General features: G+C 42.6%; 19 protein-coding genes and 2 tRNA genes. 1 reads left to right on the top strand and 20 read right to left on the bottom strand.

Translation table 11 applies throughout. The features are described 5' to 3' along the window. Positions 1-64: 64 nt before the first annotated feature. The 15 genes from ABDW02_RS04960 to ABDW02_RS04890 form a co-directional block, all read right to left on the bottom strand. Entirely contained in the window at positions 65-1,054 is a 990-nt protein-coding gene (locus tag ABDW02_RS04960; protein WP_343632710.1) for a hypothetical protein, read from the bottom strand. A 47-nt stretch (positions 1,055-1,101) separates the two neighbouring features. After that, on the bottom strand, positions 1,102-2,493 hold the full coding sequence (locus tag ABDW02_RS04955; RefSeq protein WP_343632708.1) for a DUF1399 domain-containing protein: 1,392 nt from the start codon (positions 2,491-2,493) through the stop codon (positions 1,102-1,104). A 67-nt stretch (positions 2,494-2,560) separates the two neighbouring features. Beyond that, entirely contained in the window at positions 2,561-2,971 is a 411-nt protein-coding gene (locus ABDW02_RS04950) for a hypothetical protein (protein WP_343632706.1), read from the bottom strand. Between the two features lie 170 nt (positions 2,972-3,141). Continuing rightward, complete coding sequence (locus ABDW02_RS04945) at positions 3,142-3,855, bottom strand: SIMPL domain-containing protein (protein ID WP_343632704.1); 714 nt, start codon at positions 3,853-3,855, stop codon at positions 3,142-3,144. A 212-nt stretch (positions 3,856-4,067) separates the two neighbouring features. After that, a tRNA-Lys gene (locus ABDW02_RS04940) sits at positions 4,068-4,139 on the bottom strand. Positions 4,140-4,142: 3 nt separating this feature from the next. Then, positions 4,143-4,217 (bottom strand) — tRNA-Glu (locus ABDW02_RS04935). Further along, the gene (locus tag ABDW02_RS04930) at positions 4,217-5,596 is read right to left on the bottom strand and encodes a hypothetical protein (protein ID WP_343632702.1); all 1,380 of its coding nucleotides are present in this window, start codon (positions 5,594-5,596) and stop codon (positions 4,217-4,219) included. Before ABDW02_RS04930 ends, ABDW02_RS04935 begins: the two co-directional genes overlap by 1 nt. A 61-nt stretch (positions 5,597-5,657) precedes the next feature. Next, positions 5,658-6,230: a hypothetical protein gene (locus ABDW02_RS04925; RefSeq protein WP_343632700.1), complete on the bottom strand. Its 573-nt coding sequence runs from the start codon at positions 6,228-6,230 to the stop codon at positions 5,658-5,660. A 107-nt stretch (positions 6,231-6,337) separates the two neighbouring features. Next, positions 6,338-7,054 carry a hypothetical protein gene (locus ABDW02_RS04920; RefSeq protein ID WP_343632698.1) on the bottom strand — a complete coding sequence of 239 codons (717 nt, stop codon included), beginning with the start codon at positions 7,052-7,054 and terminating at the stop codon, positions 6,338-6,340. Between the two features lie 7 nt (positions 7,055-7,061). Further along, entirely contained in the window at positions 7,062-8,084 is a 1,023-nt protein-coding gene (locus tag ABDW02_RS04915; RefSeq protein WP_343632696.1) for an SseB family protein, read from the bottom strand. 96 nt (positions 8,085-8,180) lie between these two features. Then, positions 8,181-8,990 carry a hypothetical protein gene (locus tag ABDW02_RS04910; protein WP_343632694.1) on the bottom strand — a complete coding sequence of 270 codons (810 nt, stop codon included), beginning with the start codon at positions 8,988-8,990 and terminating at the stop codon, positions 8,181-8,183. 73 nt (positions 8,991-9,063) lie between these two features. After that, the gene (locus tag ABDW02_RS04905; protein ID WP_343632692.1) at positions 9,064-9,381 is read right to left on the bottom strand and encodes a hypothetical protein; all 318 of its coding nucleotides are present in this window, start codon (positions 9,379-9,381) and stop codon (positions 9,064-9,066) included. A 15-nt stretch (positions 9,382-9,396) separates the two neighbouring features. Continuing rightward, positions 9,397-10,020 (bottom strand): hypothetical protein, encoded by a 624-nt coding sequence (locus tag ABDW02_RS04900; RefSeq protein WP_343632690.1) that lies wholly within the window; start codon positions 10,018-10,020, stop codon positions 9,397-9,399. 5 nt (positions 10,021-10,025) lie between these two features. Then, entirely contained in the window at positions 10,026-10,523 is a 498-nt protein-coding gene (locus tag ABDW02_RS04895) for a GNAT family N-acetyltransferase (RefSeq protein WP_343632688.1), read from the bottom strand. Between the two features lie 86 nt (positions 10,524-10,609). Then, a complete protein-coding gene (locus tag ABDW02_RS04890; protein ID WP_343632685.1) occupies positions 10,610-13,714 on the bottom strand; it encodes an SBBP repeat-containing protein in 3,105 nt (1,034 codons plus the stop codon). A gap of 292 nt (positions 13,715-14,006) precedes the next feature. On the opposite strand from ABDW02_RS04890, the gene ABDW02_RS04885 reads away from it, so the two are divergent. Continuing rightward, positions 14,007-17,894 (top strand): choice-of-anchor tandem repeat GloVer-containing protein, encoded by a 3,888-nt coding sequence (locus ABDW02_RS04885; protein WP_343632683.1) that lies wholly within the window; start codon positions 14,007-14,009, stop codon positions 17,892-17,894. 83 nt (positions 17,895-17,977) lie between these two features. Here ABDW02_RS04885 and ABDW02_RS04880 read toward each other — a convergent pair whose 3' ends face one another. From ABDW02_RS04880 to ABDW02_RS04860, 5 genes are all read right to left on the bottom strand, one after another. Beyond that, positions 17,978-18,355, bottom strand: a complete 378-nt coding sequence (locus ABDW02_RS04880) for a hypothetical protein (protein WP_343632681.1) — start codon at positions 18,353-18,355, stop codon at positions 17,978-17,980. A gap of 115 nt (positions 18,356-18,470) precedes the next feature. Beyond that, positions 18,471-20,267 (bottom strand): translational GTPase TypA, encoded by a 1,797-nt coding sequence (typA, locus tag ABDW02_RS04875; protein WP_343632679.1) that lies wholly within the window; start codon positions 20,265-20,267, stop codon positions 18,471-18,473. Positions 20,268-20,347: 80 nt separating this feature from the next. After that, positions 20,348-22,279, bottom strand: coding sequence for a DEAD/DEAH box helicase (locus ABDW02_RS04870; RefSeq protein WP_343632677.1), 1,932 nt, complete (start codon positions 22,277-22,279; stop codon positions 20,348-20,350). Positions 22,280-22,430: 151 nt separating this feature from the next. Then, entirely contained in the window at positions 22,431-23,267 is an 837-nt protein-coding gene (locus ABDW02_RS04865; protein ID WP_343632676.1) for a hypothetical protein, read from the bottom strand. 305 nt (positions 23,268-23,572) lie between these two features. Continuing rightward, a complete protein-coding gene (locus tag ABDW02_RS04860) occupies positions 23,573-24,433 on the bottom strand; it encodes a diphthine--ammonia ligase (RefSeq protein WP_343632674.1) in 861 nt (286 codons plus the stop codon). Positions 24,434-24,500 lie beyond the last annotated feature (67 nt).

The raw sequence follows: 24,500 nt of genomic DNA, 5'->3' as shown, positions 1-24,500 counted from the left end.
AAACTGCTCCGTTAAAAATGATTAATTCAAAAACGGGAAAATATCCGGATCTTTCCCGACTGTATCAATACTCGCTGGGCTTATCCAGGAATCTCCAGATGATGGTACCTGCAAAGAATACCAGCAAAATTGCCGTATGCCCTGGCAATATCTGATACCGGTGATTTAACCAATAAGCAAGCCCAACAAAAACAATACACACAACCGAATAAACAATCCTCGCCTGTTTATCCGAATAACGCTCCATGTGTTCCTGTTTACCTTCTCTGATCTCTCTTTTGTAGTTTCCGTTTTTACTCGGCAAAAAGGACACCAGCAATAAGAAATTTCTCATGATATAAATCGCTGCAACGCCCACTAAAAAATACTGAATCCCTGTAAACACAGCTTCCGACAGGTATTTTGAATTTTCAATTTCCGGATTGCTGAACACGTGAGCCATATTATCAATGGCAAAAGCACTTAAAATGATGCTGCTCCAAATACTTAAGGTCAAACGAACGGTTCTCGTTAAAGGCATATAAGTTACTGCATGCGCGATGGAAAACATGCACAGTAGTATTCCAATAGTCATCACCGAGATTGAAAACCAGTTGTGATACCTGGTAACACCGAAATCAAGTGCCCAATAAATGAGTGAAAGTGAAAGCACCAATGTAATTCCCTCATTCAATTTAGCAGTGAAGCGATCTTTATGAATGATTACAAAAAACAAGGCGTAAATAACCAGGAAGAAATAAGGCCATCCTTCCAGATGTTGCTCAAAATTGTAATTGTGCTCGCGTTTACCCGGAATAAAAGCAATTAAGCTAAACAGGTAAGCAAAAATAAAAGTCCCGAAAATCGAGCGCTTGTTTTCCAATACACGAAAACTTTCAAACAAAAGTCCCGCCAACATGGCAAGCATGCCTATGCTAAAAAAGTTTCGCTCACTGATTGAAGCCCGGTATGCAATATAAACCGTTAGTAAAGCTCCGATTATCCCTGCAATCGTTATGTATAATTTCAAACCCGGTTCAACCGGTCCATTTGATGGTTTTCTCCTTGCAACCATGATGTATTTAGCTAGTTAAAAATAGTATTGTGATCATTCTTCCGGGTTTAATCTCCTCCCCCAGAACCGCCGCAGCCGCCGCAACTGCTGCAAGAACTACCGCAACTGCTTCCGCAGCCACCTCCCATATCGGAAGTTCCGCTGCCACCAATTGAGTTTGAATTGTTGAAGTAATCAATCAGGGTTGCCAGTGATGCTGTTAAAACGGCCGATCCCAACAGGAAATACCTCCATGCCGGACTATTCTTATCATGCAGCGTCGGTACAATCTCTTCCCGGTACCTGCCGGGAATGGTCTTAGTACAAACAAGCCGCGTAAGCCGGTTCAGATAAAGGTAAATCAGTGCGGCTAAAACAACGATCGTAATTGCAATAAACACAACGGGTTTATCTCTCAAAATCCCGGTTGTCAAACGCGTGAAAGCCAGTAATAAAAGAACCGCGAGAACACTGAAATTGAAGTAAAATAACTTCCCGAATTTCAGTGATTTATTGAAATACTTCTTAAATGCTTCCATGCTGTTAACAATGTTTCCAAAAAGCGGTTTCCGGACCAACTGGTACATGAGTTTCGGGTAAACCGTGCGACCAAGCAGGCTCAACATGGAAGTCACGTGAAGCTGTTCTATCGATTCTGCCTGTCCATTTTTTGAAAGCTCCATCGTGTTGTTTGAGAGAACGGCGATTGTTTTGTTTTTAACCAGTTCATTCACTACGCCATGAATGACATTTGAAAGTTTCTGTGTTTTGAGGTAAATCAATTCATAAGGTTGTAGTTCGTAAACAAACGATTCCGGATCAAACTGACGGGTTATTCGGTTAAGCCGCGACCGGTTGTACAGTTCCAATACCAGGAAAGTAATGCCTGCGAGAAAGATGAATCCGAGCATAAAGGCAGGATTTCCAATCGTGATGTAAAGCGGTCTCAGCAAAAAATAAAACGGAGCTGTTAAGACGATGAAAGCACCTATTCCGATAATAATGAAGCTTCGTAACTTGAGTTTTGCTTTTTGCAGGTTTAAACTCTCGTACATGTCGTTGTAATGCCAGATCGCATGCGGCTGCTTGCCAAAAACAGATTCATAGAGAACAGTTGTTCTTTCTTTTGCCTGCCGGAACTTTTGAAAATCTTCCCGGTTGTGTGTAGAAGGAATGTGCTGGATCTGTTTTCCGAGCAAGGTGCAAAATTCCTGGTAAGACTGCGTAAAAATCAAATGCTGGTGCCAAACTGTATCCACAATAGCGGAAGGCGAAACCATCATGTCGGAAGTTGCAGCCAGAAACATGAATTTCTTGTATTCTAGGATTGCCCGTTCGGTGAAACTTTTGGTCCAATAATTCTCTTTCGCAAGTCGGATTGAAAAACCGTACTCACTCGGCGGATGATCCAAATCGAACTGTTTCGCTTTATCCCAGAGTATTCGCTGATCGGCTGTCATGATCGATGTAGTTGGTTGTTTTTATTCGGGACGAAGTTAGGATTTTTTGAGACGATACTGCGCTTTTCTACCTGTCCATTTCAAATACCCGTTCCCTCAATGCTCCTTCCGAACCGAATTCATCCAGTGTTCCGTCCAGGTCCATCCAAATCCTTGTTGCCGGCTCATTATCCAAATTTACCCCAACCCAGGTAAAAATGCCGTTCAGATCATACACTCCGTTGTCATCCTTCAATGTAAAATCGCAGGCAACAGCCATTCCGCATCTGACTAAAATGACCTTCGTTTCGTCATCGGTTTTTCTTCCTCCCGTCAACCATTGCGGCTCACTGGTCACTTCAAAAGAAAGCATCTGTGTACCGGCAGATTGCTTTTTAAACATATTTTCCAGCGTACCGGTAATTTCTTCATACGGGTTGCCGGAAAACCATTCCAGCATGTGTTTGGTCTCTTCCAGTTTTTCAAAGTTGGTTTTCATGGTTTTTTATTTAGATTTTTGGAACGGTTAAATATCGTTGTAAAAACCGGATTGGAGCAATCGTTTTTTAATTTATTCTTTCTTTATAAGAGCCCATCAGTATCCAACAAAAAAAACGACTCATCCGCCGGAGCAGACAAGTCGTTGCTTAATTATCAATGATCAGGTAGTTATTCAATCACCCAAACTACTGTTACGTTTTCCTGTAATTCCATTTCCTGCGGAGCAAAGCTCAGGTTCGCTCCATCAGCAGCCATTTCCGTGTTGGCAAACATGCGCACGTCCTTGTAGTAAACCGGGTTTGAAACATCGTTTCCATAAACGATTGCTTTTACCGTGGTCATTTTTACTCCCGCAGCTTTTGACAGGTTATTTGCTTTCATACGTGCATCTGCAACTGCTTTTGCCTGAAGCTCGGCTGCTGTATTATCACGCAATTGATCGGAAATGTAGAAACCGATATTGAAATCTACCGGATCTTTCACTTCTGAAAAACGCGCTGCGATCTTCTGCAGAGTAACCTGGTTGTAGGCAAATTTGACCGTCAGGTTTTGTGAAACCACATATCCGCTGTCAACCGGCCCGTTTTCGCGGTAAATCCGGTTCTTCGATGCTGAAAAGTGAGTAGTCTTCACATCTGTTTCCTTGAAGCCTAAATCTTTGAGTATCTTCAAGTACTTCTGAGTCTGATCACCCAATGTTTTGGTGGCGTCTGCCATATTCATTTTCAGGGAAGACACATGAATATTCAGCTCCGTCATATCCGGAATGATAGAAACTTTGGAAGTTCCGTTTACCGAAATAGTAGATTTTGAAGGTTGTTGATCTGTTTGACCGTATACCGTTCCTGATGCAAGAGCGAGTATCAAAAGAAGCTTTTTCATGTTTGTGTGTTTTAAATTTTTCTTCGGGACTAAACTAACAATCAGCATGCCAATCAGGAAGAAATTTGTGTTTTAAAAGTGTAAAAAACCTATCTGGTTCATTTTTAGCAAGGATGAACCTGGCACTCATAGGATAAATGTTTATCCATGCAGCGATTTCACCCATTAAAAGCAAAAGCGATTCATCCGAAGACAAATCGCTTTATTTGTTGTTCCGATAACAGGGCTCGAACCTGCGTCCACCCGGTTAAGAGCCGGGTGCTCTACCACTGAGCTATATCAGAACCAGGATAAGTGCAGGGCTCGAACCTGCGTCCATCCGGACCGAGAGCCGGATGCTCTGCCACTGAGCTAACTCATCCTAATTATTTCCTGGGAAAAACCACGTTCCGTTTTTTCCTGAAAAATACCTGTGCTTTTTAAGTACCGTTGCCAAAAAAGGATTGGAAACAACAACTCCATGCACCAATTCCGGCGTCGGTTTAAAGGCTGCTATTCCATGAATTCTTGGTGCCACCCACCCCGATTTTTCTGCATCAATACCCGCTTCTTTACAGCACTTCATCACCCGTTCTTTATTGCAATCTGCTTTATTCTGAAAAACTTCCCATGGTAAAGGTAATTGATTCCAAACATGAGTATTGGGGTCGAGTTTGCCACCACTTGAGGCATGCCAGGCAACCACATCTGCAGCCATCAATCTCAGAACTTTTCCAAAACAAACTGTTTCTAAAACAAAATCAAGTCCCATGGAATAAATCAGGTTCATCCAGTTGTCCCGCGCTTTATTCCATGCTCCGGCAGTATTGTTCCAAGTCGAAGAATCATTTCCTCTCTTCACAATCATCGTTTGCCTGTTTATATCGTTTTCTTCCCAGACTTTTGCGAGTAATCCGGCAATTTCCTGTAAAATCCCTGTCCATTTTCCCAGGAGCATTCCTTTTTGTTCGTCCGTTAAATACGACAATACTTCCTGGCTAGTATAAATCTGAGCGATTGCCCACCAATTGGTATTAACAACTTCCGGTTTCGTTTTTCGGAACAGTCCCCCGAATTTGGTTTCTGTAGTCCTGCATCTGTTCAAAAGCATTTCGCTGATCTCATCAAACGGCCGATCCTGGCTCTGATTTGTAAAAACACTTCTCAGGTTACATCTGGCATTGTAATAAGCAATAAAACAAGCCGTATTCAGGTCCGATGAAAAGTTTTCAAAATCTAACGTATGTGCCAGGCCGTGTTTCGCGATTTTTTGGATTTCCGACTTCTTCGTTTCACCAATAAACCGTTGTAATTTTTGTTCTATGCGTTTCAATAAACGCCATCTTTTATTATAACTGCGTTTCGACAGATCCAGACCTGCTTCTTTACGCTTTTCTTTATTTAATCGATCTCCGATAAAGTTGTTGGCACCAACTGTTTTGTGAAGAACCGGTGAAACGGCCCGGATAAAATCCTCGATATCTCTCGGGTTGTTGTAATCCGCCTGATCGTTTTTATTCAATTTAAACAACTCAACAGCCTTGGCAATTTGGGATTCTGCACCCTGTGCCGCAGCAAAAGTTTGCAGCATAGAAGTATAGCCGTAGGCATTCCTGGATAATGAACCTTTAGCAGCTTTTTCAAGAATTGCTGTTTCTTTAGGTGTCAAAGAGCCGTCCAAAAGTTTCTGCACTAATTCCGCAACATCTTCTGGTCTTCTGCGCTCGTCTAAGGTTTGGTATAGTTGTTCAATTGTAGCCATTCAGATTGCTAGTTTAACAAATTAGTTGGAATTTTCATCAATATCTTCCCGTGTTTTATAATTATTCAAACAAAGTTATTAATTCCTGATAACCTGATTTTTTCGCCAATTGTTTTCCCATCTCCCATATTTCAGCTTCCCACTTTTTCCAATCATCCGTTTTGGGATTGCTTACCCGAATGAACGAGTCTATATTCCAGGCGATGATCCGTATTTGATAACTAACACCATCCAGCGTAATTCCTTCATTGGCAGCCAATAAATTCAGACGAAAAAGGTTCGTTTTCTCGTCGAATGTACCTGTCATACTTTCTGTATAAAAGTGATCAAGGCCTTTTTCTGACAAGTCAAAAATCCCATGAATGAGTTCCTCTTTATTGGAATAATCCCGGAATTCATTTTGTTTAAATTTGATTGCAAAAACGCCTCCAAAACCAACGAAAGAGCGGGACACTTGAACAATCCAAACGTAGTCTATTACTTTTTCGTTTTCCCGCCAGCCTTTTTCATTTCGGATAGTTACCCCGCCACTTTTAAGCTCCGGAAGACCAAGTTGATTAGCTATGGCTTTTTCGATCTCTTGAGAGTATAATAAACTCCTGCTGTAATTGTCAATAGAATGCTGTTCTTTCATGCCGTTTAACTTGATTCATACTTAATTATCCATGCAACTTCCGCGATTTCACACATAATCCCAATGTCAGCGTGAACAAAAACCAAAATTTATTTTAAGTTGTTTCATTATTTGCTGCTTCTTTGAAGCAATTGCCGGATTGCCGACAAATGACTGAACAACACGATTGGAACGATAACAGTTGGTAACCAGCTGAATGGAAAATTCAGGATTGCAATGTTGGGTTGGTCGAAAGCAAATTTTTGGATCGGAGACGGTGCTGATAACAATGCATTCATGACAATGTTCAGCAACAAGCCTAAACAGATGATGTTCCAGGCCAGTAATAGTTGTTTGTTCAACTTTGATTTTACCACTCCAAAATAAGCAATGAATGGTGCTGTAATTCCTGCAAATATATCCAGGTTCCGCCCTTCGAAAGTCATCAGTTCAGGGATTGCCTTTTGAATAGACAGCCAGTACAATACGATTTCCACGGGGATTCTTATAGTGTGCAGGTATGTGAGGTTTCTTAAAGGTAAACTATCTATAAACCGGCGCCCTCCTCGTGTGGAAAACAATAGGACAATGGCCAGGATTGCCGGAAAAATTCCAAGAAGCATAATCCTGGGCGGAAAAGAATCGGGATCTGTGTTATAACTATTAGTCAAAGTCAAAGCTGCCTGGATGACCAGCCAAATCAGCAAACCAATTAAAACCGGTATCGCTCTTTTTTTAGTGACTTCAGAACTTGATTTTTTCATTGCCACGGTGAACATCCATAAAGTAGCAATGGTTGTCAACCCAAAAATTACGGGAATGTATATTGGTAAATGAGGGATCATTGGGATTCTATTTTATCGTATCCTCAAAAGCAGGTCGTGGCCGTTTGCCGGAAATCACATCTTTGATCGTGGCATCGATGTTTTGGTTGATGGTATCATCGGGCTGCATGCTAAGTGCTTCCTGAATCATATTTTGAGCTTCCGCATCTCTTTGGGCAAGAAGCAGGTTCATGGCATGATTTCCCATCAAGGCATAATCGTTGGGCCTTATTCTCAACGATTCTTCCGAATAGAACAAGGCTTTATCGAGGTTTTTGAGATGCATTGCTTCCAGGGAAGCCTCCATCGGAAGGGCAGGATTCGAAGGCTCCAGTTTAAAGGCTGCTTCCATCTGTTCCAGGGCATCGGCATGCCGTTCCAAACGCTGCAATGCTTTTCCCATCAGGAACATGCTTTGCCAGTTATCAGGAACCAGTTCGAGGCATTTCCGGAAACCATTCACCGAATCTTCCAGCCTCGATTTTTCGGCAGCGCTTAGTTTCTTCAGGTGATACCCGTCCAGGGCAATCAAGCCTTCCTGCTTTTTCCCGGCTTCTTTGAACAATTGATTGAATCTTTCGAAGAGGTCCTTTTCCGCTTCGTAAGCATCAATTTTGTCATAGATCGTACCATTCATCAGGTTTTCGATTTCTTCCGGGAGCAATTCTTTTACATAATCCGAATACGGGTTCAAAACAAATGTAGCTCCTTTTGCAACTCCGAATAAATCCTGTCCCTTGATTCCCATCACTGGTACTTCTTCCTTCACAATTCCATTGTCGAAAATCCTGTTCGGAGAAGTAAATACCGGAATATATCCGTTCTCAAAAGTCACAAGCCGTAATTGCGTATTCTTTTCCAGTGTATGAATTCCGTCCTCCATATCCGGATTTTTATCTGTCAACACAACCAATTGGGACCACAACAATTTCTGGTAGAACTCTTTTTGAGCAGCAACATCTGACGAAGCCTGCATGAGGCATTGTTCCAATTCGTTTTCAGGAAACGAAGAACGGTTTTTCTTTTTCTTAAACAAATCGAGTAATCCCATAGGTTTTTTGTTGAATGTGGCTTTGCAACAAGACAAAGGTTTCCTTCAAATATAAGAAAAAGCAATGGAATTGGATTGGCAGCAGTACCTATTCGCTTATTCCTTATTCAGAGGATAACCAACCAGATAAGCCGCACGGATACCAAAACGGTTTTTTGTTTTCCCGCTTTTCCAAACGTAGTTACCAGCATTTAAAGCCTCTGCTATTTCCTGCAATTCTCCGGGTTTATACATTCTCAAAACAGATACAACTCCATCCCAAATGGTGTATAAGGGTATCAACGGAATGATATAGGTGAAAAGCAGCCTGGACAATTTGAAAGGCTTGAAAAAAGGAGTAAAAATTAAAAACGCAACCGGGTGTATGATCAACAGGCCAAGAATGGCCAAAACACCTTTTTCACCTCCGTCAAAGAAGGCAACAGGTGCATTTGATTTAACGGCATCTTCCAGGATTTTGGTTACCTGGTCGGGCTTGAAATGGTGTATCGCTGAAAACAACACCCTGAATCCACGCAGGTCTTCCGGAACGTGAAAAACATCCACACTCAGATCGCTGTAATCAATTTGATGGTTGGTTCTTTCTCGAATGAACTGATAGGTTGGAATATTCGGGTATTTATCTGTCAACGTGATGGTAAAAGGGTTGTCTTTTTCAAGTTTATTCAATCCTTCGCACACTTGTTCCATGTAGCCGCCTCCGCCGGAACACAAGTCAATGATTTTGGTTTCTCCCGTAGTTTTCAGTGTTTCATAGATCAATGGAATGACGGGCTGATAAAGTTCTGTACGGATAAGGAAATAACGCAAATAGTCCGTGCCGCCTGTTCTTATCACATCGGGAAACCAGGAGAAATCTTCGAATTCAAAAAGATGTAACCGGCTGAATCTTTTCCCATTTTTCATGAGTCAAAAATAAGGCTTTTACAAACTCATCCGATGAATCATTTCCGCATCATTTCAGGGATTAAAACACCGATCAACGCGCCAGGATATTCTTCAAGGTTTCAACAGACAGGATGTAGTGCTGATGTTTTCCTTTGTCAAGTACTTCATTCTCCTCCAATTCATAGAGATCAAATTTTACTTTCCCTATCTGAAGAACGTTTACAATCTTCAACAATACATCAGCTATTTCGTCGTGATCATTACCAAACAGGAGCGCCTGAAAAACGGGACTTCCACTCCGGATACGCTCATTCACCTGCGACAAGCTTTGCCCGGAAAAATTCTTTACAGCCAAAAGCGTGCTGTTATCAATCGTACGTTGTTTTATTATTAATGCGATTTGTGACATTCCTGTATTACAAGTTTATTTGTACCGACCACCTTTGTGCGGTTCCGGGATATATCCATCCGCGCCTTTCGGAATGAGTGAAAAACAGGCTTCCGAGCAAACACTGATTAACAACGGAACAACGTCTGTAGCAACTCTCAGTGAAACCCAATATTGTTCATACAACTCATTTTCCTGCTGGACTTTTTCACAGATTCCACAAGTGGTTTTTAATCCTTCGAATTCAACTCTTGCCTGGGTCAGATCAGGAAAAGGCAGCTTGATTTTATAATTACCGTATAATTTACGCGTACTGATAGTGCTTTCTTTCAGATTACTGCATTTCGTGATTTCATAGGGAAACCAGCGCAGCCTTGGCGAAGTATAAGGTGTGAAAACTTCCAGCGATCGCATGTTCGCAATAACCGGTGGAATCCGCTCTAAATGGCTATTGTAAAGCATTAAATGTTTCACATCTGTCAATTTCCCGATTTCGTTGGGTAAAACGGTGATCCGTTCCCATACTTCCAATCCCAAATCCCTGCGCGGATGAAATTCTTCCTGCCCGGTTTCGGCAACTTTGTCAATATAGTCCAAAAGAAGCTGCCATTCCTTACTGGTTCGATCCTGTTTGTCTCTATAAACTTTTGTTTCGGTCATAGCAGTTAGGACATCATTTTTCGCATTATTACATTATCGCCGTCAATGCGGTATTTTTCAAACCCCATTTTTTCAACAAGCCTTATTGCCGCTACATTATTAATTTTAGTTTGTCCTCTCAAAATTTCTATACCCAGATTTTGTTTGGCAATTGCTGCCAACAGGTCAAATGCAGATCGCATCAAACCTTTCCCCCAATAATCAGGATATAAAGAGCCTCCAATTTCTATTTCCTTCATTTCTTTATCCCAGCTATGTAAAGCACATTCCCCGATAATTATATCAGGATTATCTTTCATCCTTATAGTAAATGTGAATTCGCAGAAAGAAATTATTCTTTTTGTAAATTCTTTCTGGGATTCGAACGGTAAAAAAGGGTTATCTCCGTAATTTAAACGTGAAGTGATATCGTAAAAGAATTCGGCGTCATTTTCAGTAAGTTGCTCAAGTATAATTTTGTCTTTTGAATACATCTTATTAGATCCAGCTTGTTTCTTGTTCATTGACCGACTATAAAATCTCTTTCGGTTTTATCTCTGTATTATTCATAACGTTCTCCAGGCATGAGCCTAACAAGTATAGTAAATTTTTATTCTTTTATCACTTTAAAAACAGCCTCTCTTTCACCGGAACGAATGCTCACCAAATAAAATCCTGCCGGCTCATTGATGGTGAGTTTTACTATCTGGGATTGAGTTACAGATTTTGTTTCAATTATTTTACCGGTTATATCCATGATTGAGATTTCAGCTTGTTCACGCACCGTCCCGAAGTCCACAAAGAATTTCCCCTCTGTCGGATTGGGATAAATAGTTACCGCATTGCCGAAATCATTCTCCGGAATGCCCACCGTTTTAATTTCCACGCAAGCAGAAGTGTCTGTACATCCGTTTTCAGTTAATTGAACCGCATAGTTTCCATTCGCCGTAGCCGTAAAGTTCTGGTTGGTTGCTCCGCTAATGACAGCGTAGTCAATATCACAATTCAGCCACTGGTAAGTCGCGTTATCGTTGTTGGCATGAATGGTAATCCCATTTAAAACGGTTGTCGTATCAGAAACACCCTGAATGGTCAGATTCAGCGTGATCACACTGTCACACCCGGCAGCATTGGTCAAAGTATATGTTGCAGTGTTATTGGATGCTGTGTAGGTGATTCCGTCAATCCACGTATAGGAGTTGCAGACATTTTGAATATCCGTGCCGGTGTTGGAATGATGGATTGTTAACTGCAAGGTAACTACCGAATCACATCCTGCCGCATTGGTCAACGTATGTGTCGCAGTGTTGTTGGAGGCTGTATAAGTATTGCCGTCAATCCACGTATAGGAGTTGCAGGCGTTTTGAATATCCGTACCGGTGTTGAAGTGATGGATTGTTAACTGCAAGGTAACTACCGAATCACATCCTGCTGCATTGGTCAATGTATGCGTTGCAGTGTTGTTGGATGTTGTATAAGTATTGCCGTCAATCCAGGTATACGAATCACAGGCATTGACAAGATCTGTGCCTGTATTGGAGTGAGTGATTGTTAACTGCAAAGTAACAACAGAATCGCAACCGGCTGCATTCGTCAATGTATGTGTAGCAGTGCTGTTAGAAGCGGTATACGTATTCCCGTCAATCCAGGTATAGGAATCACACGTGGTTTGAACATCCGTACCGGTACTCGAATGGAGAATCGTTAAATTCAGGGTTACCACGCTGTCACAACCTGCAGCATTCGTGAGTGTATGCGTGGCGGTGTTGTTGGAAGCCGTATAGGTATTTCCATCTATCCACGTGTAAGAATTACAAGCAGTGATGACATCCGTGCCGGTATTGGAATGGTTGATCGTTAAATTCAGTGTTACCACGGAATCACATCCTGCTGCGTTGGTGAGTGTATGCGTAGCCGTATTGTTGGAAGCTGTATAGGTATTTCCGTCGATCCAGGTGTAGGAATCGCAAGCCGTTTGAACATCTGTGCCGGTATTGGAAAGAATGGTCAGATTCAGTGTTACCACACTGTCGCAGCCTGCAGTATTGGTTAGTGTATGTGTAGCCGTATTGTTGGAAGATGTATACGTATTTCCGTCGATCCAGGTGTAGGAATTGCAAGCTGTTTGAACATCCGTGCCGGTATTGGAAAGGATGGTCAGATTCAGGGTGATTATCGAATCGCAAGTGGCAGCGTTCGTTAAAATATGCGTCGCAGTATTGTTGGATGCCGTGTAGGTAATTCCATTGATCCAGGTATACGGACCGCAGGTTGCAACAACGTCTGTTCCGTATGTTGAAAGACATTGCCTCAACTTTTGTACAAACACATCGCCTCCTCCGGCAGAAGTAAGATTAGCAGTTCCGGTTCCCGGGTCAAAATCTGCTGTAGCAGCAAACCATCCGGTGGTATAGACATTTTCATGCGTATCTACAGCAATCCCGTAACCAATTTCAGAACTGGTCCCTCCGAAAGATTTCGCCCATACCAGCCCTCCGGAAATACTCAGTTTCACAATGAAAAGATCTAAGCTGGCGTTTGAAGAAAGATTCAGCGTTCCCGGTCCCGGATCGAAATCCACGGTTCCGGAGTAATACCCGATCGCATAAACGTTCCCGGAAGCATCCTGCGTAATCGAGTATCCCCGTTCATCATTTGTTCCACCGAAGGATTTTGCCCACAGGTAATTTCCGGAATCGTCCATTTTCTGTATAAAAGCATTCGAAAAACTACCACTTGAAGTAAGGTTGGCTGTTCCCGTACCCGGATCAAAATCCGCTACTCCTCCATAGTTTCCGGTGGTACATGCATTTCCGGAAGCATCCACGGTAATGCAATAAGCATGGTCATTCGAAGTTCCACCAAAGGATTTTGCCCAAATGAAATTTCCCGAAGCATCCATTTTTTGTACAAAGATATCGTCACCTCCGGCAGAAGTACGATTTGCAACCCCTGCTCCCGGGTCGAAATCAGCTGTACCTGTAAAGTAGCCTGTGATATATACGTTTCCGGAGGCATCGGTCTTCACAGACTGGCTAAAGTCGTTTCCCGAACCACCCAGGGCTTTTGCCCAGAGAAGATTCCCCGAAACATCCATTTTCTGTACAAAAATGTCGTAGTCACCTGCCGGAGTAAGCGTAGTTGTTCCCGGTCCCGGATCAAAATCTGCTGCAAAACTGAAATCTCCGGTTGTGTAAATATTTCCGGAAGCATCGGCAAAAATGGATAACGCTTCAATGCCTCCGCAGGCTTTTGCCCATACGAAATTCCCGGAGGCATCCATTTTTTGTATAAAAACCCGGTTCCCATTTACCGAGGTGAAATTGGCAGTTCCCGGCCCCGGATCAAAATCCACCGTCATTCCGAAACTTCCGGTTGTGTAAACATTTCCGGCAGCATCAATAGCGATGGAGTGGCAGTATTCATCACTGGATCCCCCGAAGGACTTAGCCCACAGGAAATTTCCGGCAGCATCCATTTTCTGCACAAACACATCCTGACCGCCATTCGAAGTGAGAGTGGCAACTCCTGTTCCCGGATTAAAATCACCGGTTCCTTTAAAAATTCCCGTAGTATATACATTTCCGGAAGCATCTGTTGTAACAGAACGTCCCTGGTCATCGGAAGTTCCGCCCAAAGGCTTCGCCCAATGAAAGGTCTGGGCCTTTAACGTTGTTGCTAACAAACAGGTAATCAGTAGTAAGCTTGTTTTCATTGATTTAGATTAAAGAGTACAAACGTGGTTGTTTCCGGCTAAATTAACCTAAAAATGGGTTAAATCCATCAGTATGAATTCATTTATATAGTTGGTAAATCTTTTTCCGGCGAATATAATCCCTTTACAAACGGTTAAAATTCCCTGATTCAGAACAGAACATTCCTCTTGAATGAAAGCGGATGATCAGGTTAAAATCAGGTATTAATAACAGATAGATTCAATAAATTAATTAATTTTATTCCCGCTAACAATGAAGCACTTAAATTAAACTTCTGATCAAACCTGAATAATGAAAAAAATCAGCTTACTTCCAATTTTATTCTTTTCCTTTTTAATCGCACGTGCTCAGGCTCCTGTTGATTTTTATATCACCACCGGAACTGGTTCGCAGTATAACCTCGGAGCGATTGTTAAAACCGACGGACAGGGGAATAATCACCAGATAAAACCTTTTACGAAGTACAAGGAGCGCGCTTCTGTGTATGCCAACCCGATTGAACCGGTAACCGGTATCCTTTACGGGATGACTTCTTTAGGAGGAGATAACGACCACGGAGTGATTTGGGAATACAACATCAGCACCGAGGCTTACCGGATCAAACATTCTTTCGATAGTGTGAACGGGAAAAATCCGAACGGTTCTTTGGTTTTAGCTTCTAACGGGAAACTTTACGGAATGACGAAAAACGGGGGAGTTTATGATAAGGGAGTCATTTTCGAATATGACCTTGCTACCCAAAATGTTCAGAAACTCTTCGATTTCGGTTCCGCAAACGGTGAAGAACCAAAAGGAAGCCTGATCCAGGCAACTGACGGAAAATTATACGGAATGACCAGTTCAGGTGGTGCTAACGCCAAGGGTGTTATTTTTAACTACGACCTTTCAACAGGTATTTTTACCAAACTGATGGATTTTGACGGTACCAATAACGGTGCAACTCCTCAGGCAGATTTGTTCCAGGCTTCTAATGGGTTAATGTATGCTTTTACGATGTATGGCGGTGCTTCGAATTACGGAGTTATGTTTTCTTTTGATCCTGTGTCCTCTACTTACTCTAAAATCCTGGACTTGGTTTACGCAAGCAGAACTCCTATCGGATCATTTATTCAGTCAAGCACAGACGGGAAACTCTATGGACTTACCAAAAACCGTCTGATCAAATACACCCTTGCGACTTCGGCTATTGAAACCATTACTTCTTCTTTTACCCTTGACGGAACACCGGTTCAAAATGCCTACGGAGAAATTATGTTTTATTCCAGAACTGCGACCACCGGAAATATGTACGTAAACGGAGCAATCGCTAAATATAGCACCAACATTCAGGCAGTGGCTTATTTTGCCAGCGGGATCGGGCAAACAAATGATGGCTGCGGAACAATGCCTTGCAACGGGTTATTATTAGCATCCAATAATCGTTTATATGGGATTACAGGTCAGGATTCCGATTATCATGGCGGCGCGTTATTCTCTTACCAGGGATATGGAACTCAAATCAGGCCCGAAATCAGGTTCAGCGTCCAATCATTGGTAGGAAGCTCTACATCCAACCTGGTTCAGGTAGACCGCAAACTATACGGAATCGGAAGCGGAGGAAAATATAACGATGGGACCATTTACCGCTACGATATTGATACGGATAGCATCGAAGTGATGGTAGACATGGATATCTGGAATATGAATTCGGGAATGAATTCTATCGAAAAGAGCTTTGTATTGCATCCTAACGGGAAATTATATACCACTTATAACAACGGGAATTCTTTGGAATTATTCCTGCTGGAGTACGTTCCGGGCGCAACGACCTATACGAATGTGTACAATTTCCCGGTTAATACCAATACCATGGTGTCTACCACTGCCGAACTAATCGTAGGAGATGACGGACTGATTTATGGAGTTTCCGATTTTGGAGGTGCTAATACGTACGGAACATTATTCAGTTTCGATGTTACAACCGGAACATACACCCTTTTACATAGCTTCAGCAGTTACGATGGATTCCCTTACAAACATGCCGTGGTCCAGGCTTCCAACGGAAAACTATACGGAATCACTCCCGGTGATGTAAACGGTGCTGATGGATATATTTATTCTTTTGACCCGGCTACCAATACTTTCGAGGAGATCTATACCCTTAACGCCTTCAGTTATGCTATGGGATCGTTCGTTGAAGGCCCTGGTGGAAATTTATATGCCAGCTTCCGATACGGTGGACAAAACTATGACGGAGCTATCATTTCTTTGAACCCGGTTAATAATGCGATTCAGACTGCCTTCAGTTTCGAAGAAAATGTCACAGGATTCTATCCCAAAGCAGTATTCATGGGAACAAACGGAAAACTTTACGGATTCTCGGATAGTTACTCCCTGCGATTTTTCGCGGTAGATCCGCTGACAACACAACATGAACTAGTTTACAATTTCAATATAAATACGGAACTGAACTGCGGTAATTTTTATGGATATACTTCCGTTTGCCACGATATTTTTGTGACCTCTACGGTAGATTCAATCGATGTTTGCCCGTTTTCAACGTTTAATTACACCTCTACAGCAACAGGAGATTCCCTGGCTTTCCAATGGGTAAAAGATACGACGCTTCTTAGCGGTCAAACCGGAATCACCTTATCGCTTGCGAATTTCTCTCCGTCTGATACGGGAGCTTATTACTGTATTGTTTCCAATGGTTGTCGCGAAGTGATCAGCGATTCCTTGTACCTGACCATTTTACCACAACCAGTTATCAACGCAGGTACGGATCAGCACATTTGTAATGATTCATTGACGACTCTAACAGCTAGCGGAACCGGGGTTTCTTATGCCTGGTCAGGAGGAATTACAGATGGAACCGCTTTCTCAGTCACAGAGAATGCCACCTATGTTGTTACGGGAACGGATTCATTGGGATGTACAAATACCGATACTGTTACCGTTGCAATTACCCCGGTTGTCCACGCAGGATCTGACACTACTGTCTGTTACCTGACACCTGCAACATTTTACGGTTCGGGAGATGCTGTGAGTTATGTTTGGAACGATACCATCAATGACGGTGGATCAATCATCATTGACGCTACGCAACAAGTTGTTGTAAGAGGTTTTAATGCAGCCGGGTGTTCTTACACAGATACATTGACGGTTTTCATGGATACCTGCCAGATTGTATGGCCCGGAGATAGTGATAACAACGCCGAAGTTGACTTAAATGACTTCTTCAACATCGGGTTGAATTATGGTCAGACCGGTCTGCCTAGAAATACCATTTCAACTTTATGGGAAGCACTTCCTGCACCAATCTGGGATTCTATCATGAGCACAGGAACAGGAGCCGGTTTGAACATGGCTTATGCGGATTGCAATGGAGACGGAACTGTGGATGTTAGTGATACCGTTGCGGTTTACGACAATTTCGGTCAGTTGCATGCAAAACCTGTGCAGCAGGAAGAACAAAACCTGGATGAAGAAGCAAGTATTTATTTCAATTCGTCTGCAACAGCATACGGCGCGAATCAGCTGGTAACCATTGATATTTTAGCGGGAACGGCCGCTCTGCCGCTCGAAGATATTTACGGGCTTGGTTTTAAAGTCGGTTATACTGCAACAGGTATTGTTTCGGGAAGTCTCCAAATACGCATGAATGATGCGAATTGGTTGGGAACTGTCAACAGCAATGCTATTCGGTTGGGAGTTCCTTCGAATGATGACAGTCACTTCAGTTTGGCTTTCAGCAGAACAGATCATTCCAATGTTACGGGATACGGAATTATCGGACGAGTTAGTTTTCTGACATCTAACCTGAATGGAGCTGTGAATTTAACCGTTACGAATGCCGTTTCGATCGATTCTGCCGGTATTCAGTCAGATTTGGTTGCAGAAGATTATATGGTAACTATTGATCCCATGCTTTCGGTGTCCGATTTGACTGAAACATTGAATTGGACGGTTTATCCGAATCCATCGAATGGAGCTTTCTCTATTTCGGGCTTACAGCCGGAATTCAATTATTCCATCGAATTATATGATATGACCGGGAAGAAAGTACAAAAAGCATTAAAGGTTTCGAATCAAACTTCAGTTCAGGTAAATACGAATCTTCCATCCGGAAGTTATCTGATTGAAATCAGTACCGGAAATGCAATTTCCCGCAAGCAAGTGAGCTTTGTAGGTCATTAAACGAATAAAACAAAAGCGAAGCTTAGGCTTCGCTTTTCAATTATAAATGTCTTAATGATCAATTATTAAGCAATTGATCATTGTTAATCAATCCGTTTCACTTCCCAGGTTTTCAAATCCTCTTCCGGATAATCTCCCAAAGTATTCCAAATCTCCACACGCTCTATGAGCCCGTTTTTGAAATGAACCGATGTTTCCGCATGAATATTTTGATCTGAATTAATCAAGGCAACTTTCGATAACTCATGTTCTGCTTCACCGAAAGTTTCATACAACTGTTTGTCTGTTAACCAAAATTCTTTTGCAGCCTTCCTGTATTCGATGAAAATCAACAACCCGGTATCGGTGTGCTCGTATTCCACTTCTTCCAAATGCTCCAGTTGTTTGGTAATCTGCTCTTCGTACTTTTCACCTTTCAGTGTTTCGGTAATAATGTCCAATGTGAGTTTTGATTCGATCATGTTTCGTGTATTAAAAAAAGCGTCCCGTAAATACGGGACGCTTTCAATTATTAATTATCTAATTATCAATAATCAAGGGTATTCACTTGATCAGTTAGTAATTGATCATTGCTAATTACTTACCAGCGCGCTTACGATCTGTTTCTTTCAACAAGATTTTACGGATACGCAGGTTTTGCGGTGTTACTTCTACGTACTCATCACCCTGGATGTACTCCAGACATTCTTCCAATGAGAATACTTTCGGTGGTGCCAAACGCACTTTGTCGTCTGCTCCGGATGAACGCATGTTCGTCAACTTTTTCGTTTTCGTAACGTTCACACACAAGTCACCTGCGCGGGAGTTCTCACCGATTACCTGTCCTTCGTAGATATTTTCGTTCGGGAAAATGAAGAATTTACCACGATCCTGCAGGTTGTTCATGGAGAAAGGAATCGAAGTTCCCAATTCCAATGAGATCAAAGAACCGTTCTGACGTCCCGGAATTTCACCCTTGTATGGTTGGTATTCTAAGAAACGGTGTGTCATGATTGCTTCACCGGCAGTTTGTGTCAGCAAGTAGTTACGTAATCCGATAATTCCACGGGAAGGGATCAGGAACTGGATTACCATACGGTCACCTTTCGGCTCCATGTTCGTCATTTCACCTTTACGCTTAGTCACTGCTTCAACCGCTGTTCCGGAGTGTTCTTCCGGTAAGTCGATGGTCAATTCTTCAATCGGCTCACATTTCTGCCCGTCGATTTCCTTGATAATTACCTGAGGCTGCCCTACTTGCAATTCATATCCTTCACGACGCATAGTTTCGATCAAAACAGACAAATGCAATACTCCGCGACCGTAAACCAACCACTTATCTGCTTTATCTGTATCGTGCACACGCATTGCCAGGTTTTTCTCCAATTCCTTGGTCAAACGCTCCTGGATGTGACGGGATGTTACGAATTTTCCTTCTTTTCCGAAGAATGGGGAATCATTGATCGAGAATGTCATAGACATTGTCGGCTCATCCAATTCGATAGTTGGAAGCGGTTCCGGATTTTCGAAATCACAGATTACGTCACCGATCTCGAATCCTTCGATTCCTGTGATCGCACAAATATCTCCGGCCTGAACTTCCGTTACTTTCTTACGCTCCAATCCTTCGAATACGAATGCTTCTTTCACACGGTGTTTTTCTTGAGAACCATCGCGTTTTGCCAATACGATCTGTTGGTTTTCCTTCAATGTACCACGGTTCAAACGACCGATAGCGATACGACCTACGTATGTAGAGAAATCCAAAGATGTGATCAGCATTTGTGTATTTCCTTCTTCGATTTTACGCGGAGGGAAATAGTTCAAAATTTCGTCCAATAACGGAGTAATGGAATCGGTAGGCTGTTTCCAGTCTGTTGACATCCATCCGTTTTTAGCAGAACCATAAATGGTAGGGAATTCCAACTGCTCTTCGTTTGCGTCCAATTCGAACATCAAATCGAATACTTTCTCATGAACCTCGTCAGGAGTACAGTTGTCTTTATCTACTTTATTGATAACCAGCAATGGTTTGATTCCCATTGAAAGTGCTTTTCCTAATACGAAACGTGTTTGCGGCATCGGACCTTCAAAAGCATCCACCAACAAACAAACTCCGTCTGCCATGTTCAATACACGCTCTACCTCCCCACCGAAGTCGGCGTGTCCGGGAGTGTCGATGATATTGATCTTTGTTCCTTTGTAAGAAACGGAAACGTTTTTAGACACGATAGTAATTCCGCGTTCGCGCTCCAGGTCATTGTTATCCATGATCAATTCTCCTGTCGGACGGTCACGCTCATTGATTACCATTCCTGCCTCAATCATTTTGTCAACCAATGTTGTTTTTCCGTGGTCAACGTGTGCAATAATTGCGATGTTTCTAATTTCCATTTTTTGAATTATAAATTCTTTAATTATCAATTATCAAGCGAGATTCCGAAGTCACTCACTTGATAATTGATAATTGTTAATTACTTGTAGCTGTTTGAACTGAATTTACGTCCGCCTCCTGAAGAACGGCGATCTGAGCTTCCGCTGCTTCTGCGGTCACTTCCACCTGAACGGCCTTCGGATTTCCCATAGCTGGAATTTCCTCTGAAACCACCGGATGAACGACGCTCACTTCCTCCGAAAGATTTGCGCTCACCGAAACCTCCGGATTTTCCTCCTGAGAATCCGCCTTTGCGTTCTCCACCGCTTCTGCGTTCACCACCGTCTTTCTTCTGCGTGATTTCCACATTCACCGTGTGTCCTTCGTAATCAGCACCGTTTACTTTGGAAAGGATTGCTCCTTCGTCTGTTTTGTCTGCTTCAAAGAAGGAGAAGTTCGGCATCACATCGATTCTTCCGATAGATGCTGATTTCAAACCTGTAGAGTCACAGATCACACGCAATAAACCTCCCGGGTTCAATCCGTCGCGCTTTCCAAGACTTACAAAGAAACGTGTTCTGTTTCCTGAATCTCTTGGCCCGCGGTCTCCGCGTTCTCCCCTGTCGCTTCTTTCGAAACGGTCCTTGCGGTCAAAACGATCATTGCGATCTCCTCTTTCCTTGCGGTCTCCGCGCTCACCTCTTCCTGAAGACACGTTCAGATCTCCTGCACGGTCATAGTACTCGATGAAACGGTTAAACTCCGCAGAAACGAATTTTTTGATCACTTCTTCTTTCGACAAATCAGCAAAGTCTGCCATCATTCCTTCTAAGAAAGGCTCGATGTCTTTTTCCTTCACTTCTGTGTCTTTTACTTTTGCGATCAGTTTATTCAACTGGATTCCGCAAATTTCCTGAGCGGAAGGAATCAAAGCAGCAGTGAAATCCATACGGATCTGGCGCTCGATTGCTTTAATCTTGTAAGCTTCACGTGTGTTGATCAATACCAACGATTTCCCCTGGCGGCCTGCACGAGCTGTACGACCTGAACGGTGCGTGTAGTTCTCGATATCATCCGGCAGGTTGTAGTTGATTACGTGAGTAATATTATCTACGTCAATACCACGGGCTGCAACGTCTGTTGCCACCAACAACTGGATTGAACGCTCACGGAAACGCTCCATTACACGGTCACGCATTGCCTGCGATAAATCTCCGTGAAGCGGTTCTGCACTATATCCGTCTTTAGCCAATTTCTCGGCAACAGTTGCAGTTTCATTACGTGTACGACAGAATACCAATCCGAAAATCTCGGGGCTGGCATCGATCAAACGTTTCAATGCATCGTAACGGTCTTTTTCTTTCACCGAGTAGTAAATGTGCTCGATGTTCTCGTTACTTTGGTTTTTGTGTCCGATGGAAACTTCCAAAGGATCTGTCATGTAGTTCTTAGCAATTTCAGCCACTTCTTTCGGCATTGTTGCAGAGAATAACCACACACTTTTTGTATCAGGTGTTGCGTCCAGAATTTCATCGATGTCTTCTTTGAAACCCATGTTCAGCATTTCGTCAGCCTCATCCAATACTACTGTCTCAACAGTTTGCAGGTTTACGGCACGACGATTAATTAAATCCACCAAACGACCCGGAGTTGCAACAATAATCGTTGCTCCGCGCTTGATATCACTCATCTGACGACGGATATCGGTACCACCGTAAACGGCAACTACTTTAATCTGACGATCGAATTGAGCAAATGCTTCTAAGTCTTTGGAGATTTGTAAACACAATTCACGCGTTGGAGCGATGATTAAACCTTGTGTTTCAGTGGGGCGGTCTGTTACTTTGTGAATTAACGGCAAACCGAATGCTGCTGTTTTTCCTGTCCCAGTTTGAGCGAGTCCGACAAAATCGCTTTCTAATTGTAACAAGTGCGGGATCGCACTTTGTTGGATCGGAGTTGGTTCTGCAAAACCCATTGCTTCTATCGACTGCAGAACCTCAACTCTTAACCCGAGTTCTTTAAAGGTCATAAAATAAATCTAAAATTTGGCGCAAAGGTACGACCTTTTTTTCGATCGTTGTTAATAAAAATGCAAGTTATTGTTAATTAATTGAATAACAGCTGTAAACAGTAGGTATGCGGATTAATCGCGCGCCTACTGTTTTAGCGGCAAATCGACATTAATCAGGCTGTACAAAAAGTGCCTGACCGGTAATTTCATGAAAAGCAGGGATCTTGATTTTCTTCGCTTTTTTCGTATCTCCGTCTCCCAGTGATTTTTTCAAAGCTTCGTACTCCTTGTAGGTCATTTCAACAAACTTATAATCAATCGGATAATGGTGTAATTCAAAAAGAAGTACTCTTCGATAAACCGGTTGAAAAGGATGTTCCTGAATAAGAGAATCATAGAATGGTGAAATATCCAGTAATTCCTCTCGCTGGTCGATCAGGACCTGCATGGAATCTGCATCAACAGATGCTTTTCCGTTTCGCGCATTTTCCAGTGCCAATTCATCCAATTGTTGCATCAGGTTTACGAACAAGGTTATTTTTTTCTTTCCAACGATGAATATTTCCGCATCAAATTTCAAATCGACATCATTTGTAAACCAGATATGGTCTCCCTCCTCCGGGTCATCGAAGAACTTCAGGTCCGCCTGAGCCAATTCAATCGCATCTGCATGAGCTTGACTCTCCTTTAGGTAACTACTCACCTTAATACCGAGAAATATCGCCAATACCAGGATCGGTAAACTCCACGCGTACCACTTTCCGCGCGTCTTAATTTGTTCCGGATTTACCATTTTCATTAAACTCGGTGGAACATGGTACAACTGTTTGTCCATCACCAGGTCATAACGTTTCCCCATGGGAAAAACCGGGATGTAAAACAGGTGAAAGTAAGATTGCGCTACCTGGAAGGTTGCATTTGGAAATTGTTCGAGTTCCGGAAGGTTTAACTCCTGGAAAGTGAATGATTTAAGTCGGAAACGGTTCCAGCCGAAAAGAATTGTCATTTGAGAATAGTCTAATAATTTATTAGTACAAAAATAGAATAAAACCCAGTAGGTGCGCGATTAATCAGGATATATGTATTATTCGCACCCAAACCATTTTACAATAAAAACTTTATTATATTTTCCCATAAATGCACAAATGTTGGAGGCGCTTACCGGTCGCCTCTTACCCTGTAAACACTGTAAAATTTTGTATTTATACAGTTCAACGCGAGTGCGGTAGCCGAGCTAAAAATTTGCGCATTTGTGGGAGACATTAAGTCTGGGTGCGTATTGTGATTAATTCCCGATTAATCGCGCACCTACTATTTATGTATTTGCCCTAATCTCTTATCAATCGCAGCTTTCAAACAAACCGGACACATACAATCCGTGATATTTTCCATCGGCATGATCATGGGCAATTCGGCACACCAGCAGCCCTGTGTATAACAGGAAAAAGGGATTCCGCAGGTCACGCAGATTTTATGCTTTTCAAGCGCAGGAACTTCGTAATCGCCGTCCAGGGAAAGTTCAATTTTCGTCATATGAGACATTTCTTCGTGTTGAACAACTTCGTACTTATTCAGGGAAACACGTGAGCGATATCCCGGACCGTTTACTGCCATCGTATGGTATTCCCCTTTTTCTCCGCACAAATCCAATCCGTTTTCTTTTCCAAGAAGTTTGAATGTTTCTATTAATTCCGGATTGATCGTTCTGCCCACAACTGATTCGTTCAGCCAGGGAGATTTTACGAGTGTCAGAACTACTTCGAAGTGTGATTTCAACAAAAGATCCATCACCTCTTCCCGTTTCCTGTGCCATAACGGGAGAAAAACATTCAGCCCGGCAGCTGCCGCGCGATCACTGACCCAATTGGTGTTTCCGTGTACTTCTGAAATATCTCCCGAAACAACCCTTGAAATTCCCAGTTGATTTTTCAGTTTGCGCAATTGGATCTCGTAATTGGCCGCAAACGGTTCTTCGATTTCCAGCAGAAGGTGTGGAATTCCCAAAGATCTGGATTGCAGATCCATCCACGTTTTCGGATGCGCCCTGAATTCCGTCGATTTGGAATAGAACGTGACCAATGCCGTAATCTCATAACCTTCCTCCTTAGCCAAATGCAAAGCCAGGTTGCAGTCTTTTCCTCCCGACCAAAGAACAATCGCTTTTTCTTTCATTGATCCGAAGTTAGGAATATTGAGTCAGGACTCTGAATTATCAATTATGAATTATCAAGAAATTAAA

It is taken from the genome of Fluviicola sp., from assembly GCF_039596395.1.
In the GTDB taxonomy this organism is placed as follows: Bacteria; Bacteroidota; Bacteroidia; order Flavobacteriales_D; family Crocinitomicaceae; genus Fluviicola.
Note: the sequence above shows the minus strand (reverse complement) of the source record. Positions and strands in the feature narration are given on the sequence as shown.